A 17,135-nucleotide genomic window follows, 5' to 3' on the forward strand; every position below is an offset into this window, starting at 1 on the left:
TATGATTAGACATATTTTTTTAATCGCTATTAGAAATCTAAAAAATAACAAAGTTAATTTTATAATCAATATTACAGGGTTATCTACTGGATTAGCCTGCGTTTTATTAATTCTTCTTTGGATACGTGATGAGAAAAGTGTTGACACTTTTCATAAAAATAAAGAGGACCTATACCAGGTCATAGCTAATTTCGAGGTAGAAAATAAGATCATCACTATGGATAACAATTCTTTTTTGTTAGGAGAATCCTTGGCAAAAGAATTTCCCGAAGTAGTATCTTCTACTGTAATTAATGCAGATTTCATAACACCAAAAGGTATATTTTCTAATCAAGAAAAAGAACAACTAGGGCAAGGTATTTTTGCAAGTTCAAATTTTTTCGAAAACTTTTCTTTTGATCTTTTAATAGGAGAAAAAACTACCGTTTTATCAAACAAAAAAAACGTAGTATTATCAGAAGAATTGGCAACAAAATTATTCAAAACTCCCGAAAATGCTATTGGAAAAATACTAGATTGGGATTATAAATGGAGTGACGGTTCAAAAAAAGTTACTGTTCAGGTCTCTGGAGTGTTTAAAAATGTTCCAGATAATTCTACACTTCAATTTGATTCAGTTGTACATTCTGATTTACTTAAAGAAACTTCACGCTGGGTCACCGATTGGAAAAGTGGTTATGCCAAAATTTTCCTAATCCTACAAGAAGGAACAGATATCAATAATTTCAACAAAAAAATTGCAAAACATCTATCTACTAAAGTTGATAATAGAGAAATGTTCACACTCTTTGTTCAACAATTTTCGGAAAGGTATTTAAAACAACCTTACCAAAATGGAATACAAGTTGGGGGTCGTGTAGTTTATATTAGATTATTCGGAATGATAGCATTTCTTATTTTGCTTATTGCCTGTATAAATTTTATGAATTTATCAACAGCTCAAGCGAGCAAAAGGTTAAAAGAAATTGGTATTAAAAAAGTTCTCGGTGGTCGTAAAAAAATATTGATAGCTCAATTTATTGGAGAGTCTTTTGTCCTGTCATTAATTTCTTTACTGGTAGCCATTGTCATTGTTATTTTAGTATTACCATATTTTAATACTATTACAGCCAAACATATCGAACTAACTATTAATCTAAATATTATAATCTCACTTATTGTATTATTAATAATCACAGGGTTTTTAGCAGGTAGTTATCCTGCATTTTATTTATCTAGTTTTAAACCTATTTATATATTAAAAGGAAAATTAAAAAAATCTTTTGGAGATGCATGGATTCGCAAAGGTCTTGTAATTTTTCAGTTTACATTGGCAATTGTTTTCATTATTGGAGTGTTTATAGTGAATAATCAGATCAACTTTGTAATGAATAAAAACTTAGGATACGAACGTGATCATATTCTTACTTTTTCTTATAATGGAGATGATACTAAACTAGACACTTTTATCAATGAATTACAAAACATATCAGAGGTTACTTCTGTTTCCTTTATAAATGGAAGTATCCTAGAAGCCAATGATAGTCAAAGTGGATTTTATTGGGGCAATCTTCCTTCTGATAAAAATATTATGTTTCAATCCCCTAGAGTTGGATATAAGTTTACAGAAGTAATGGGTATTCCACTTATAAAAGGGCGAAGATTTTCTAAAAAATTTCAGGATGATTACACCAAAATCATTATAAATGCTTCTGCTGCAAAACTTATGGGGTTACAAAACCCTGTGGGCACTTTAATAGATCAAGGAAATAAAAAAGTGGAAATAATAGGTGTCGTAGAGGATTTTCAATATGGTTCTTTACACAAAAAATTAGAACCTCTTATTTTAAGGTTTAGAAAATTTGGTACTGATATTGTACTAAAATTAAGTGGGTCCCAGACAACTACTGTCTTAGATCAAATCGAATCCATCCATAACACTTTTCAACCCGGATATCCTTTCGATTTTTCATTTTTAGATGCTGATTATCAGCAACTTTATGAAGCAGAACATAAAATTGCAACCTTATCAAAAATATTTACCCTATTTGTAGTATTAATCTCTTCTCTAGGGCTTCTAGGATTAGTAATTTTTAATGCTGAACAAAGAAAAAAAGAAATAAGTGTAAGAAAAATTCTAGGAGCAAGTGTTCTGGGAATTGTAAAATTATTATCTAAAGATTTTTTAAAACTCGTTTTGATTGCTATCATTATTGCAGTTCCAATTGGTTGGTTATTAATGAATCAATGGTTACAGGATTTTGCATATCAGGTACAAATAAACTGGTGGATTTTTATTATCGCTAGTTTAGCAGCAATCTTAATTGCTATAATAACAATAAGCATTCAAGCAATAAGAACCGCTCTAGTCAATCCTATTACATCTTTAAGATCTGAATAAATAAGTTTTAGAGTGTTCGTTTTTGAACAAAAAGTGTATCAAAACCGAACACATTTAATTTCAAAAACAAACTCAAACTTCTGTTTTTCAGGTTTTTAAGATTTTGGCATCATCTTCACTATATAGATATCAAATTCAACAATCAAAAAATAAAATCAACGTCGTGATCAGAAACTATCTTAAAATAGCATGGAGAAATCTCATAAAAAACAAAGGGATTACTTTTATCAATACAGCTGGACTTTCATTAGGAATATGTTGCTTTATTCTTATTGCTTTATTTGTAACGGATGAAATAAGTTATGATCGATTTCACGAAAAAGCAGATCAAATTTATAGAATCAATTCTGATATACTCTTTGGCGGTACCCAAATGAATATGGCGGTGAGTTCTGATCCTATGGGAGCTACTTTGAAAAAAGATTATCCTGAAGTAGAAGAGTACACTAGAATATATGCTTCTGAAGGATCTAGATTAATCAGAAAAGGAACGGAACTTATAGAAGAGTTTTCAGTTGCTTATGTAGATTCTACTTTTTTTAATGTATTTACATTTCCCACCTTAAAAGGAAATCCTAAAACAGCATTACAAGCGCCAAATACAGTCGTATTGTCAGAAAAAGCAGCTATCAAATACTTTGGGAATGTTGATAATGCCATTGGTGAAACTTTAGAAACCAACAGTAATGGTAAGACCTTATATAAAGTTATGGCTGTTATAGAAGATATGCCAAAAAACTCTCATTTCCGGTTAGATTTTTTATTCTCTATGGAGAACGTTGATTATGGTTTCGGAAATTATCTAAGTCATAATTTCCATACATATGTTGTACTAAAAGAAGGTACAAATTATAAAGAGTTCAATACCCATTTTAGGGAAATTGTAGCAAAATATTTATTACCACAAGTATCTCAATACATGGAAGTTAAAACCATAGAAGATATTGAAGCCGCTGGTAACAAAATTGAATATTCCCTAATTCCTCTTAAAGATATTCATTTACATTCCTCTCGTAGTATAGAACTTAGTGCTAATGGCTCTATAAAGTATGTATACATTTTTTCTGCTGTTGCTTTATTTATTCTTCTTATTGCTTGCACTAATTTTATGAATCTTACAACAGCCAGATCATCGGGTAGAGCAAAAGAAGTTGGGATTCGTAAAGTATTAGGAACAGAGAAAAAATCATTAGTCTTACAATTCTTAAGCGAGTCTACACTTATTGTAGTATTAGCACATAGTATTGCCATTATATTTGTATTTCTTTCTTTGGATTGGTTTAATAACATCTCCGGCAAGGAAATCTCAATAAAAGCATTACTACAACCACAATTTCTGGTTTTCTTAATTCTACTGCCTTTTATTGTTGGACCTTTAGCAGGTATTTATCCAGCATTTTTCCTTTCTAAATTCCAACCAATAACCGTATTGAAAGGAAATCTATCTAAAGGGGGAAACAAAAACAACTTAAGAAATTTCTTAGTCATTTTTCAATTTACCACCTCGATCGTGCTCATTATTGGAACCATTGTGGTTTATCAACAACTAAAACATATCCAAACTACCGATGTGGGATTTAACAAAGATCAAGTATTAATTGTAGATAATGCTAATTTATCCGATGAAACCCGGAAATCATTAAAATCAGAGATAGAACAATTTCCTGAAGTAAAATCAGCTTCTTTTGCAGGATATATTCCAGTTTCGAAATCTGCAAGATCTGATACCACTTTTAGCACAGAAATAGTTGCTACTACAGAAAACGGTTTTAATATGCAATATTGGAGAACGGATTATGATTATATAAAAACTATGGGAATGGAGCTTATCGCTGGTAGAAATTTCTCTCGTTCTTTTGGAACCGATTCTACCGCTATCATTCTAAATGAAAAAGCAGTAGCGTTAACAGGTTTTAAAGATCCAATTGGTAAGAAACTATATAAAACCACAGATACAAAAGAAAAAATAATTTATACGATCATCGGAGTAGTAAAAAACTTCAATTTCGAATCTTTACGTCATGATGTAGGACCTTTAAGTCTTAGATTAGGTGATAATAATTGGAGAACCGCATATCGATTTAATACAAGTGATGTAGAAAGTTTTATTAGCAAAATTCGTAATAAATATGAGACTACCTCTTCCGAACTAGCATTTACCTATAGTTTTTTAGATGATTCCTTCCTTGATATGTATCAGCAAGAAAAAAGAATTGGTACAATCGCTTTGATTTTTACCGTACTTGCTGTTATTATCGCTGCTTTAGGATTATTTGGATTAGCCACTTATATCGCAGAACAACGTACCAAAGAAATCGGAATACGTAAAGTTCTCGGAGCTTCTACGGCAATTATCGTAAAAATACTATCTAGAGATTTTATAAAACTAATTGTATTTGCCTTTTGTATCGCGACACCTATTGCGTGGTGGTTTATGAGCAGTTGGTTACGAGATTTTGCTTTCAGAATTCAACTAAATTGGTGGGTTTTTGCACTCACAGGTATTATCACTCTGCTAGTTGCAATCATCACACTAAGTTTTCAGACTATCAAAGCAGCTATCGCAAACCCAATTAAAAGTTTAAAAACAGAATAAAAATTAATATCATCAATTCAATCATATAAACGAACATAAAAACTCATTCATCATGAAACATTTAAAATATTTTTTGGCTTTAATTGCGTTATCTATTGCACAATTAATTTTTGGACAAACAAAGAAAACTGTTACTACTTTTAACAAAGTAATCATCAGCCCACATATAGAGGCAACTTTTGTGGAAAACAATCAAGAATCTGTAATCATAGAAAAGAGTACCGAACCAGAAGACAAAATAAATATCGAAGTAAATGGAAATGTACTTCGTGTCTATCTAGATGATGCTAAAGAGACTACAAAAAATAAAACAGTAATGATTAATGGCACCAAAAGAAAAGTACCTATTTATAAAGGCAAAGTACTTACCGTAACCATAAACTATAGACAACTTACTGATCTTTCTATTAGAGGAGAACAAGCTACAGTTTGTAAAAGTAAGATCACCGCAGAAACATTTCGATTAAAGGTTTATGGGGAATCACAAATAATTTTAAACGATGTAAATTTTGAATACTTTGATGTTGATATGTATGGAGCCAGCACATTAGCTATCAAAAACGGATCTATCGAAAATCAGAAAATAACAGCTTTTGGAGAAAGCACTTCGGATCTACTTGCCGTAGACAATAAAAATACTAAGCTAAAAGCCTTTGGAGAGGCCGAATTTAAAATTCAAGCATCTGATCGTATTAAACTTACAGCTTTTGGAGAAGCGAAATTGTACTACAAAGGTGATGCGAGCATTCAAAAAGGTTTAAATATTGGAGACGTAGAAATATCAGAAATTCAGTAATATTATGATTACAAAAATGAATTCAATTTCAGAAAATTATGTCTGTATGAGACGAGAAAACCCCAGAATATTTAATACCATTCGACCAAGACGCATCTCTCAGAAGACTCTTAAAAAATTAAACTGATTATTTTTTACACCAACGAAAAACAACATAGATAATCATCATCAAAAAACAACTATGATTTTACAACTTAACAATACATCAAGAATAATTAATTCAGGTGGAAAAAAAATAGCATTACTCGATGCTATCGACCTAAAAGTGCAAGAAGGCGAGTTTATTTCATTAATGGGACCATCCGGATCCGGTAAATCTACATTATTAAATTGTATCGGCATGCTTGACAATTTTACAGAAGGTAGTTACGCCTTTTTAGATGAAGCCGTGCATACCATGAAAGAAAAACAACGATCTAAACTATACAAGGAATACATAGGCTTTGTCTTTCAGGCGTATCATCTCATTGATGAATTAAATGTTTATGAAAACATCGAAACTCCCCTACTCTATAAAAACGTAAAATCTTCAGAAAGAAAAGCACTCGTAGCTGATATGTTAGATCGTTTTAATATTGTGGGTAAAAAAGATTTGTTTCCATCTCAATTAAGTGGTGGACAGCAACAATTGGTAGGAATTGCAAGAGCATTAATTACTAAGCCAAAACTAATTTTAGCTGATGAACCAACCGGAAATTTAAACTCTAAACAGAGTACGGAGATTATGGAGTTATTTTCTGAATTAAATAAAGAAGGTGTTACAATAATACAAGCCACTCATTCTGAAAAAAACGCTTCTTATGGATCAAGAATTATTAATCTTTTAGACGGACGTATCGTCTCTGAATAACCTAACAACTCATGTCACTGAAATCAATTATATGTATCAGTGTCTTTCTTTTACAATTCCTAGGATTTACACAAAGAAAAGACGCAGAAAGGTACTCCCTAGCCCAATGTGTAGATATAGCACTAAAAAATAATCTGGACCTAAAGTCTTCTGTTTTAAATGCTAGTACAGCCAAAATTAATCATAGACAAGCCACAGCAAACATTCTACCATCATTAAATGGGAATTATAATATAGGTGTAAATAACGGAAGAAGTATTGATCCATTTACCAATGATTTTATAAATCAAGAACTTACTTTTTCTAATGCACGATTAAATCTCGATGCTACGATATTTAATGGTTTTAGATTATTAAATACAGTTAAGCAACAAAGATTGAATAGGCAAGCTTTTGAAATGGAAATAGAAGAAGCTAAACAAACATTAATTCTTAATGTTACTTTAGCATATCTACAGGTACTAAACAGAACAGATATATTAGCATTAGCCAAAGCAAGATTAGTAGCCACTAATAAACAATTAAAACAACAAGAAGATTTATATAGTGAAGAATCTGGGAATCCTGCTGATTATGCCGACATAAAAGGTCAAAAAACTATTGATGAAACTAATATACTAGCGGCAGAAAGTGATCTAAACAGTGCAAAATTAAGTCTTACTAGATTGATGAATATCCGTGAAAATATTGATACTGACAAAACATCTATTTTATTAGATTTTGAAAAATACGAACTTTCGTCTGAAGATGTTTTTAATGATGCAATGAAAAATTTAGCCACTTTTAAAGCTAAAGAATTAAGAGCAAAAGCAGCAGCAAAAGGAATAAAAGTTGCTAGAGCTCAATACATCCCAGAAATTTCATTTTTTGGACAGTTAAACACCAACTATTCTAGTGTTGCAGAAACATTTACTGAAATTGGATCGAGTATTGTAGAAACAGGAGATTTTGTTACCGTTAACAATGAAGAAATTTCGGTTTTCACTGAACAATCCCAGTTTAGAGGAGATAAAATTGAGTATTTGGATCAATTTGACAATAATTTAAATACAGTTGTTGGTATCGCGGTTGATATTCCTCTTTTTAATAGTTTTAGAGCAAAAAACAATGTAGCATTAGAAAAAATTAAAGCCGAGGAATCTCTTATAGAACTAGAACGAACTTCATTAGAAGTAAAAAATGCAATTGCCCAAGTCCATTTTGATATGCAGGCTGCATTTAATAGATATGAAAGTCTACAAAATCAAGTAACAGCTTTTGAAGAATCTTATCGGGTAAATGAAATTAGATTTAATAATGGAGTGTCAAATTTTATTGCTTATATAACAAGCAAAAATAATTTGGATAATGCAAGAACCAACCTCACCAATGCTAAATATGAATACTTACTTCGGGTTAAAATTTTAGAGTTTTATAGAGGTAATACTTTATAAAGATAAAACTATATCATCTCACCAGAAGATTGAATATTTAGTTCTACACGTTAGAACAGAAAAACATCTTATGTTCTTATAATTTCTCTCAAAAAAACAAAAAAGAGGCTGAAATTACTCAGCCTCTAACTAATTCAAAACTATTTATCTATTTTTAATTTAAGGTAGCAATAGGAGCTGTATATCCTCCTTTACTTACGGACCCATCTGTTCCTGTACTGTTACCTCTTAATAATAATATTCCTGCTACGTGTGGTGACGCCATAGAGGTACCTGAAATATTATTAAACTGACCATTTAACCAAGTAGACCAAACTGCTGTACCTGGAGCCCAACGATCGACACTACTACCAAAATTTGAACCAGAGGCAGGAGCATCTACATTAGTCATATTTCCAACACACCAAGATCGGCTAGTTATTAACCTTTGTGGTGAATAAAATTGAGTATCATCGTTACTGTTACCCGCTGCCATAGCTCCATAAGTTGTATTTTCTAAATTTCTAAACGTGTCGTCTATTGCCTGAGATGTAAATCGATTACGGAAACCTACGCTATAGTTCCAAGTATCTCCATTACCAGCATTGTTAGCTACATAGTCTATTCCTGCAAGAATTCCATCTGTAGCACCACTCCCTGCGGCATTTAAAACTCTAACAGAAACTACAGTTGCTCCATAAGCTACGCCAATAACTCCAGAACCATTATTTCTTGCAGCAACGGTTCCTGCTACATGAGTTCCGTGTCCATTTTGATCTTGCCAAGATCCACCAACAAAACTTCTACTTCTGCCAGTGTCTATGTTTAAGTCACTATGTGGTGCAATACCACTATCTACTATCCAGCAAGTTCTTCCTGCACCGTTAGCTCTACCTACTCGATTTATTCCCCAAGGAAGAAATTCTCCATTAGATAACTGTGAGTCATTAGTCACCGCTTTATTTTGTACTGTTGCTGGTAGTGTACTTACAGGTTTTCCTATTTTAACATCCAACTTTTGGATATAGTTAGGCTCTAAATAAGCTACTTCAGGATCGTTCCTAAGCAAATCAGCTTGCTTCTCGGATAAGTTTTTAACCGCAAATCCTTGAATAGCAGAACTATACGTTTGCTTTATATTATCTTCTGCTATTGCATATTTAGATAATGTTTGCGCCGATTTTGTTTTCATTTCTGCGCTTTTTCCAGAAATAGACTGATCTTCTGTATAAACTACTATATACTCTCCCGGTATCGCTTGATCAGCTCCTATAGCATCTACATTTTCAATTTCTGATTCTAAATCTGTAATTCCTTCTCCACCTTTTTCACAACTGTAAAAAAGAAAAGAAAATACTGTTACTGTGCTTAAAATTCTAAGTCTAGTTTTCATAATTTTTAATTTTGCGTTAAGTTTTAATTTTAGTTTTAAATTAAATGTTGAGTTCTAATAAAATTAGACTAACAAAATTATAGATTATTAACAACAACGGAATACGGGAAACACACAACAACCAAAGGGCAACACTCTACTCACTGCCCATGAATACTACAAAAAAAGTCTACATTACTAATAAAGCAACATAGTTGCATTATTGAAAATCAACAGGTTGAATCAAAAACCAAGAATTTCAGAAAAAGGAAAAAATAACAGGGAATTTACCCCTTAAAAAAATCAAAAATAAGTGAGTTTAACACTTAATTAACTGTAATTTGGCGAAAAAATAAAATTTATTAAGACTAATTCTAAAGAATTTAAATAAAAAAACTCCCAATAAATCATTCAATTTTCATAATTCAACCTAAAAAACTCCAAATTATACCTTAAAACTAATTATTGACTTGTATATAATTTTAAAACGCTTTCAAAGTCAATTTTATCATTAATTTCATAAAAATAATTAAGTTGCCATTTTTGGGTTTGTTGCGCCTGTTTACTTTTCGTGATGTCCCATTTAGGGTATACTCTAAATGCTCTTTTTCCTTCTTTTATTTCTGTTGATATAATCCCCTTTTTAATCAATAAAGATTTTGGAAATACAAATTGCCCCAACTTATTCTTTTTACTTACATTAACTATATAGAAGTCTATTTGATCAGATTTATCATATGGTTCGATAGGTCCATTCTCTTTTCGTTTCCAAAAAGTTACGAATTGCCCCACTTTTTTTGGTGTAACTTTAGCAGTTCTACTTAGAACATTTTGTCCATTAAGCTTAAATCTGCAAGCAGAATATTCTTGACTTTCTGATTCTTTTACATAATCTAAAATTTTTAAAGAACATCTATCATACACTTTCTTTTTTATCTGACTAAGATTATCATCCATGCGTTTAACTCTGTTTGTTTTTTCAATTCATAGGGTAATTAATAATATATACCATGTCCCATTTCAGTTTGTATTAAGCTCATATAGATGATCCTTATTTAAAAATATTATGATCATTCTTAAACGTTTTAAACTCAATAGCATTTTTACTAAAATCTAAAATAAACATCGTTTGTTGTTCCCCTTTTTCATTTTGATACCTTTTTTGAGGTTTAAAAATAAAATCTACTTTATGATCTTCTAATCTATCTTGTATATCTCGAAATACCTTTTCATCTACAATACAACCAAAATGCGGAATCGGAACTTTAAGGTTCTCCACTCTTCCGCAATAATCTAATTCTGGTATTGCATCCGATACATGAGCAGAAAGTTGATGTCCAAAAAAATCAAAATCCACCCAATGTTCTGTTTGTCTTCCTAATTTGCAGCCAAGTATGATATGATAAAATGAAATAGTACTTTCTATATCCTTTACCTTAAATGCTATATGAAATTTTGTATCCATTTTACTAATACCCTTTATGTAACGAAACCCTATTTAATAGTTCTCTATCATCTAAAAATCGCTTATAATTTTCTACAATTTTATTTGCCGCACTTTCTACATTAGTTAAACTTGCCACGTGTGGTGTTATTTGAATTTTTGGATGCTTCCAAAAAGGATGCTCTTTTGGTAATGGTTCTGTTCTAAAAACATCAAGAAAAGCACCGGCAAGTTTATTCGTATCAAGTAATTCTATTAAATCTTCTTCTACCAAATGTTCACCTCTTCCTACGTTAATAAAAATTGCATCAGTAGCAAGTCTCCTTAATGTATTTCTGTTTATAATATCTCTAGTTTCATCAGTTAAAGGCAATAGATTAATCAAAACATCAGATTGACTTAAACAAGAATCAAATGCATCAACTCCATTGAAACTTTTCACTCCAGAAATTTCTTTTTTCGAATTACTCCATCCCTTTACGGTAAATCCTAAATCAGCGAATTTCTTAGCTACATATCCCCCAATACTACCTAAACCCAAAATTGTAATGGTCGTGTTTTCAATAGACTTATATTCTTTTTGATCCCAAATTCTCTTTTCTTGTTGTTGTACATATCTTTTGGTATTCTTTAATTGCATTAGTACAACAGTTAGCAAAAACTCCCACATATCAATAGACAATTTCATATCCACCATTCTTGTAATAATAATGTTTTCTGCAATTGTTTGCGAATTAGTAATATGATCTATAGAGGCACCCACAGATTGGATGACTTTTATGTTTGGGAACTTCTTCAGAATATCTTTTTCTGGTTTCCAGCAAATAACAAAATCTACAGCAGCTACATCTTTTACATTTGGATATATTTCAATACTAGTAGTAACTATTTTTTTGCTTAATACCTTCTTCCAAGGTTCTGGATCTTTATTATTAAAAATTATAAGAATACTCATGAACAAGAATTTTACACAAAGGTATACTAAACCCTATACACCAAAAAGTTGAATCGTCGAAATATAACTATATTTACCATCGAAAAAATGAATTTAAAAACAAAAAATCATCGATTCTATGATAGATACTATAGATAAGCAGTTGTTAGACATTTTAAAAAATAATTCACGACTATCATTTGCTGATTTAGGGAGAACTATCAATTTATCTCCTTCATCCGTTAGAGAAAGAGTTCAAAAGATGGAAGATTTAGGTGTGATTCAGAAGTATAGTATTCAAATTGATAATAATAAATTAGGATACGATTTAGAAGCTTTCATATTGCTTAAAGTTTTTCCTGGACAATTAGCTCATATTCTTAAAGTAATTAAAAACTTCCCCGAAGTTAAAGAAGCACATCGCATTACAGGAAACCAAAATATACATCTAAAAGTTGTAGTGAAAAATCAAACTTCTTTACAAGAGTTATTGGATAAACTAATGATTCATGGGGATACTAATACGTTTCTTATTTTATCAAAAGTTTAATCTTATATTTTATATTCTCTTCGATAATGAGTATAATATTACTGTGGTCTGTTTTTCTATAGATTGTTTAATTACATTTGCTTTTGATTAAAAATCTTGCTTTAACTATATTTAGAGCAACTAAAAAATACTTTTAATGTCTTACTCCCAAAGTCTTTTAAATTTCATAGATTCCGGTTCTACCTCTTTTCACGTAGTTTCTAACTTAAAAAAAGAATTGATTTCTCGGAGCTATCTAGAATTATTTGAACAGGACATTTGGGATTTAAAGAAAGAAGAAAAGTATTTTGTAACTAGAGCTGATGGCTCAATTATAGTATTTAGAACTCCTAAAAAATGGTCTAATGATTATTCTTTTAAAATCATTGGTGCACATACGGATTCTCCTTGTCTAAAAATAAAGAACAATCCCATTTCTACAAAAGAAGGATATCAATTACTAAATATTGAAATCTATGGAGGTGTTTTATTAAGTAGTTGGTTTGATAGAGATCTTTATTTTGGCGGCAGATTAATTATAGAAAATGAAACAGGTGTATTAGAGCAAAAACTTATTACGGTAGAAAAAAAAATACGAATTCCTCGTTTGGCTATTCATTTAGATCGAGAAGTTAATAAAAAAGGATTTACTCCGAATCCGCAGGAACATATGTTCCCCGTTATTGGACTATCTAATGACATCAATTTTGAAAATTGGTTAAAGGAAGAAACAGGAGTATCTGGAACCATTCTGAGTTGGGATTTATTTTTATTTGATGCCGAAAAATCCAGTTTTGGAGGTATTCATGATGAATTTATTTACGCTTCTAGATTGGATAATTTAGCAAGTGTCCATGCCTCTTTTGAAGGTTTAAAAAAATCTACCATTGCGGATAACGAAGTTCAAATGGCCGTTTATTTTCAGCATGAAGAAATTGGTTCTGAATCGCAAAATGGAGCAAATTCTAATTTTTTAGAAACTACATTAAAACGCATTCACTCTTCTATTTCCTCCAAGGAAGAGACTTTTTTTCAAGCTGTAGCACGTTCCTTTTTTATTTCTGCAGATATGGCTCATGCAGTACATCCAAACTACACGACAAAACACGATGCCAATCATAAACCATTACTTGGTGCTGGTCCAGTAATTAAAAGTAATGCCAATATGCGTTACGCCACAGATGCATTTTCTATAGCTAAATTTAAACAATGGTGTAAAAAAACAAATGTTCCTTTTCAGGATTTTTGCAGTAGGAATGATATCGGTTGTGGTTCTACTATAGGTCCTATGGTTGCCTCTAACATCGGAATACCAACAATTGATGTTGGAAATCCAATGTTGTCAATGCATAGTATTAGAGAAATGTGTGGAACACAAGATCATGAATATATTATTGATGTTTTTACTGAATTTTACAAAACCTCATCTTAGATATATTAGTCTTGGGATCTTACATCCATTAATGCTTTATACATTGCATCAAGAAAATCTTGTTGTTTTTTATCATCCTTATCATAACGCTGGTATAACACGCTACAACCTTCTATATCTAATATATTAGAATTATTAAAAGACCAATCATCTCTATTCTTTACAGTGATACCAAGATCACAACCTTCTTCTTTCCATTTTTTGTAAAATGTAGTTTCATTATCAGGCGTTACTTTAAAATTTGCATACACACTATAACCGCTCATATCTTTATTATAAAACTTATGAATAGCACTTATCGGTACACCTCCCCAATTTATAGTTTTGTTCTCTGGTAGTCTAAAACCTGTAAGGTATTTTTCATTTAATATTGAACCTTGCTCTCCTTTTTTTAGGAAGTGTTTTTCATACTCTAACTTGGTTCCTTCGGGTATTGTTACCCCTTTAACCGTAACCTGCTCCGTAGTTATAAAAAAAGGATTGTTAGGGCGTGGACCATTAGGGTTTAGGGTAAGATTACAGGCCGTAAGAAAACTTATAATCATTATGATAAAAGATAATTTTAAGAGCTTCATGAATTGTTATCTATTTTTTTCTGTGGAAAAACAATTTTCCTTGAACATTATAGGTTCTTCAAACTATAATATCCATATAAAAATAAACAAAATGTACACAATTACTATCATATTAGATTTCTTCAATTTTTATTTTTATTAGAAACAAACTATTGCTAAACACTTACTTTTTCTTCAATGCTTTTTTTAAATTTTCTTGATAAACAGAAAGATCAGGAGAGTTGTCAGTTTTTGCAAGCTCTACTGCTTTTTTATAGTTTTCTATAGACTCATCATAGCTCCCCAGATTCATTAATCCTTCTGCATAGCTATCAAATCCATTTGCAGATTGTGGATGTAAAATAGTATTAGACTTAAATATACAGACTGCAATTTTTGTTTTTTTATGTTCCATCATATATTGATATCCTAGAGCATTAATTTCCCATTCTTCAATAAGTCCTTTTTCCTTACAATCTTTTAAAGTAGCTAATATATTTTTTTCAGAATTCACTTCATCATATTTCTCTAATTTTGATAAAAGATTAATAAAAGTATTGGTGTATAATCCTTTTAATTTCTCTCTAAATTGATCTGCTCCTTCTTTTGCTAATTCATGTGCTCTATTATATGACTCATCTTTACTTACTTTAATTTCAGGAACTACACCTACGCCTTCCCAATTTGTTTTAGTAATTGGATTAATAGCTTTTCCAGTTGGAATAAAAACACTTAAAAAATCATTAATTGGAACGGTACCACCTGGGTTAGCTCCTCCTCCTGTAGTTTGACCTATAATAGTCGCTCGTTTTTGTGTTTGCATATTATATGAAAACTCTTCAGCACCAGAAAATGTTCTTTCACTTGTAATTACAAATAGGGGAACATCTATCATTTTTTTTCCATCCACCTTATCAAGTGTATGAAAATCAATTGTTCTATCACCTTCTCGGAAATAAAGGCTGTTTAAGTGAATATCGCCTTTAAAAAAATAACTACATAGGTATTGAACCATTTCAGGATCTCCACCACCATTTTTACTTAAGTCAATTATTACCGCATCTGTATTTCTGATAAGTTTCATGTAAGCATCTGCAATTACTTTTCCTTCTTTAAAATAAGTAAACCCTCTTAAATCAAGGTATCCTATATTTCCTTCTAGCACTTTAACATTATGAAAACCAGCATTATACTCTTTTTTTCTTTTGAGGTTAAAAATTTTCTCTTCAATAAGTCGTTCTGGTGTCATAGCGGGAGCCTCGTATGGCGGTTGACTCATAATTTTCATATGTTTATCATTATTGATAGACTGTACCGATTGCGTTAGAGCGGTTGCAAAACTTTCATTAGATGTAAACTGATCAAAATGTCCTTTCTTAAATTGTTCCTTTATATGTTCCTCTGTTTTTTTTGCAATATCAGGAAAGACGTATTTATCATTCATCAAATCAGACAGGGTATTAATCACCTCTTTTTTATATTCTATGCTTAACACACTATCCTGTGAATAAATACAGATATTACATAGTGATAGGGTTAAAAAAAGAAAAATGCATTTACGAATTACCATCATTATTTTAGATTTTTAAACGAAATTAAAAAATAGAGTTTTTATAAAATTGTAAAAAAGTAAATGGTAAAAAAAAATCTCAAATCTATTATGATATAATAGGATCGTATTGATTGGTAAATCGTTTTGTAATATTAAGATTTGCAATTTCTACCAGGTTTGATTTTTGAGCAAAAAACTTAAATGGTGTTATATTAAAAATTGCATTGAAATCTTTAATGAAATGTGCCTGATCATAGAACCCAGCCTCTAAACCTATTGAAGTTAGACTCATATTCGGAAATTCTTCTCTTAGTTGAAGTATTCTGTTCATTCTCCATATTTGTGAAACTTTTTTTGGAGAAAGCCCTACTTTATTTACGAAATGTTTATGCAAAGTCACTTTACTTACATTAAATTCTTTGAACAATTCACTGATCTGTATACTACCATGTCTAAACATTATAAAGTTTAACTGAGCTCTTAAACTTTCGTCTACTGACATTGTTTTTGATAACAAACCATTAATAAATTCATTAATAAGCTGTTCTTGTATTACAGTTTTACTTTCTATAGAAATTCTTTGGATAAGTAAGTGTGCTATATTATCTAGAGAGAAAATATTTTCTAGATTAACTATAGTATCATTAAAATTTATGAGTGGGTTCTTAATAAGATTTGCAAAAGCAAATGGTTTAAATCTGATTCCTGTAATATTAACAGCTCTTTTGGATTTAAAACTTAATGAAGTATTTGTTTGTCCAATAAAGTAAGCTCCGGGATTTAATCGTTTCCACTTGGTGTGCAAACTACTCCTTACAATACTATGAGAATCAATAAATATTATATTAAATGTACAAGTCGGCAGAAACATTTCTAAAGCATCTTCTGTTGGCTGTTTCTCAAAAAAAATATGCCAATAACTTTCTATATGATGCGAAAATAAATGATCTGGTAATGTTTCTTTGTATTCCATTTTTAATATATAACTATTATATGCTTCTTAGTTTTATTATTATTAAATAAAATCTTAAAACAAATTCTGACTTCATTGATACTAAATCATACACCGTTGTTACTAGTGAATTATTTACCTAAAATTAGATTTTATATTTCACAATTTACACCATCTTCTATATTCATACTAAAAATAGTAAAGTGTAACCTTTCATAATTTGATTTCTCTATAATTTTCAATACCATAAGAAACTAATAAGCAATAAAAAAGTTCTAATTAATTTCAAAGTAAGTGGTTTATATCCGTTTTAAAACTCATCAAAAATGAAG

Annotated in this window: 14 protein-coding genes; 7 read left to right on the plus strand and 7 right to left on the minus strand. The window is 30.6% G+C overall.

The window, feature by feature from the left end; translation table 11 throughout:
* Position 1: 1 nt before the first annotated feature.
* From H526_RS0104665 to H526_RS0104685, 5 genes are all read left to right on the plus strand, one after another.
* Entirely contained in the window at positions 2-2,380 is a 2,379-nt protein-coding gene (locus tag H526_RS0104665) for an ABC transporter permease (RefSeq protein ID WP_027391918.1), read from the plus strand.
* A 163-nt stretch (positions 2,381-2,543) separates the two neighbouring features.
* Positions 2,544-4,976 carry an ABC transporter permease gene (locus H526_RS0104670; protein WP_027391919.1) on the plus strand — a complete coding sequence of 811 codons (2,433 nt, stop codon included), beginning with the start codon at positions 2,544-2,546 and terminating at the stop codon, positions 4,974-4,976.
* Between the two features lie 52 nt (positions 4,977-5,028).
* On the plus strand, positions 5,029-5,772 hold the full coding sequence (locus H526_RS0104675) for a GIN domain-containing protein (RefSeq protein ID WP_027391920.1): 744 nt from the start codon (positions 5,029-5,031) through the stop codon (positions 5,770-5,772).
* A gap of 181 nt (positions 5,773-5,953) precedes the next feature.
* The gene (locus tag H526_RS0104680) at positions 5,954-6,622 is read left to right on the plus strand and encodes an ABC transporter ATP-binding protein (protein WP_027391921.1); all 669 of its coding nucleotides are present in this window, start codon (positions 5,954-5,956) and stop codon (positions 6,620-6,622) included.
* Positions 6,623-6,633: 11 nt separating this feature from the next.
* A complete protein-coding gene (locus H526_RS0104685; RefSeq protein ID WP_027391922.1) occupies positions 6,634-8,055 on the plus strand; it encodes a TolC family protein in 1,422 nt (473 codons plus the stop codon).
* Between the two features lie 154 nt (positions 8,056-8,209).
* Here H526_RS0104685 and H526_RS28330 read toward each other — a convergent pair whose 3' ends face one another.
* The 4 genes from H526_RS28330 to H526_RS0104705 form a co-directional block, all read right to left on the minus strand.
* Entirely contained in the window at positions 8,210-9,427 is a 1,218-nt protein-coding gene (locus H526_RS28330; RefSeq protein WP_051335981.1) for a S8 family serine peptidase, read from the minus strand.
* 441 nt (positions 9,428-9,868) lie between these two features.
* On the minus strand, positions 9,869-10,363 hold the full coding sequence (locus H526_RS0104695; RefSeq protein WP_027391923.1) for a MepB family protein: 495 nt from the start codon (positions 10,361-10,363) through the stop codon (positions 9,869-9,871).
* A gap of 94 nt (positions 10,364-10,457) precedes the next feature.
* Positions 10,458-10,871: a VOC family protein gene (locus H526_RS0104700; RefSeq protein ID WP_027391924.1), complete on the minus strand. Its 414-nt coding sequence runs from the start codon at positions 10,869-10,871 to the stop codon at positions 10,458-10,460.
* A 4-nt stretch (positions 10,872-10,875) separates the two neighbouring features.
* Positions 10,876-11,805 carry a 2-hydroxyacid dehydrogenase gene (locus H526_RS0104705; protein ID WP_027391925.1) on the minus strand — a complete coding sequence of 310 codons (930 nt, stop codon included), beginning with the start codon at positions 11,803-11,805 and terminating at the stop codon, positions 10,876-10,878.
* Positions 11,806-11,923: 118 nt separating this feature from the next.
* Here H526_RS0104705 and H526_RS0104710 point away from each other — a divergent pair, with 118 nt between their 5' ends.
* Together H526_RS0104710 and H526_RS0104715 are read left to right on the plus strand one after the other, a co-directional pair.
* Positions 11,924-12,334 carry an Lrp/AsnC family transcriptional regulator gene (locus tag H526_RS0104710; protein ID WP_027391926.1) on the plus strand — a complete coding sequence of 137 codons (411 nt, stop codon included), beginning with the start codon at positions 11,924-11,926 and terminating at the stop codon, positions 12,332-12,334.
* Between the two features lie 136 nt (positions 12,335-12,470).
* Positions 12,471-13,745 carry a M18 family aminopeptidase gene (locus H526_RS0104715; protein ID WP_035084500.1) on the plus strand — a complete coding sequence of 425 codons (1,275 nt, stop codon included), beginning with the start codon at positions 12,471-12,473 and terminating at the stop codon, positions 13,743-13,745.
* A 5-nt stretch (positions 13,746-13,750) separates the two neighbouring features.
* On the opposite strand, the gene H526_RS0104720 is transcribed toward H526_RS0104715, so the two are convergent.
* The 3 genes from H526_RS0104720 to H526_RS0104730 form a co-directional block, all read right to left on the minus strand.
* Positions 13,751-14,320: a hypothetical protein gene (locus tag H526_RS0104720; protein WP_027391928.1), complete on the minus strand. Its 570-nt coding sequence runs from the start codon at positions 14,318-14,320 to the stop codon at positions 13,751-13,753.
* Between the two features lie 163 nt (positions 14,321-14,483).
* Positions 14,484-15,872, minus strand: coding sequence for a S41 family peptidase (locus tag H526_RS30610; RefSeq protein ID WP_081415554.1), 1,389 nt, complete (start codon positions 15,870-15,872; stop codon positions 14,484-14,486).
* A gap of 85 nt (positions 15,873-15,957) precedes the next feature.
* Complete coding sequence (locus H526_RS0104730) at positions 15,958-16,824, minus strand: AraC family transcriptional regulator (RefSeq protein ID WP_027391929.1); 867 nt, start codon at positions 16,822-16,824, stop codon at positions 15,958-15,960.
* Positions 16,825-17,135: the final 311 nt, after the last annotated feature.

This window comes from Aquimarina latercula DSM 2041, from assembly GCF_000430645.1.
GTDB classification, from domain to species: domain Bacteria; phylum Bacteroidota; class Bacteroidia; order Flavobacteriales; family Flavobacteriaceae; genus Aquimarina; species Aquimarina latercula.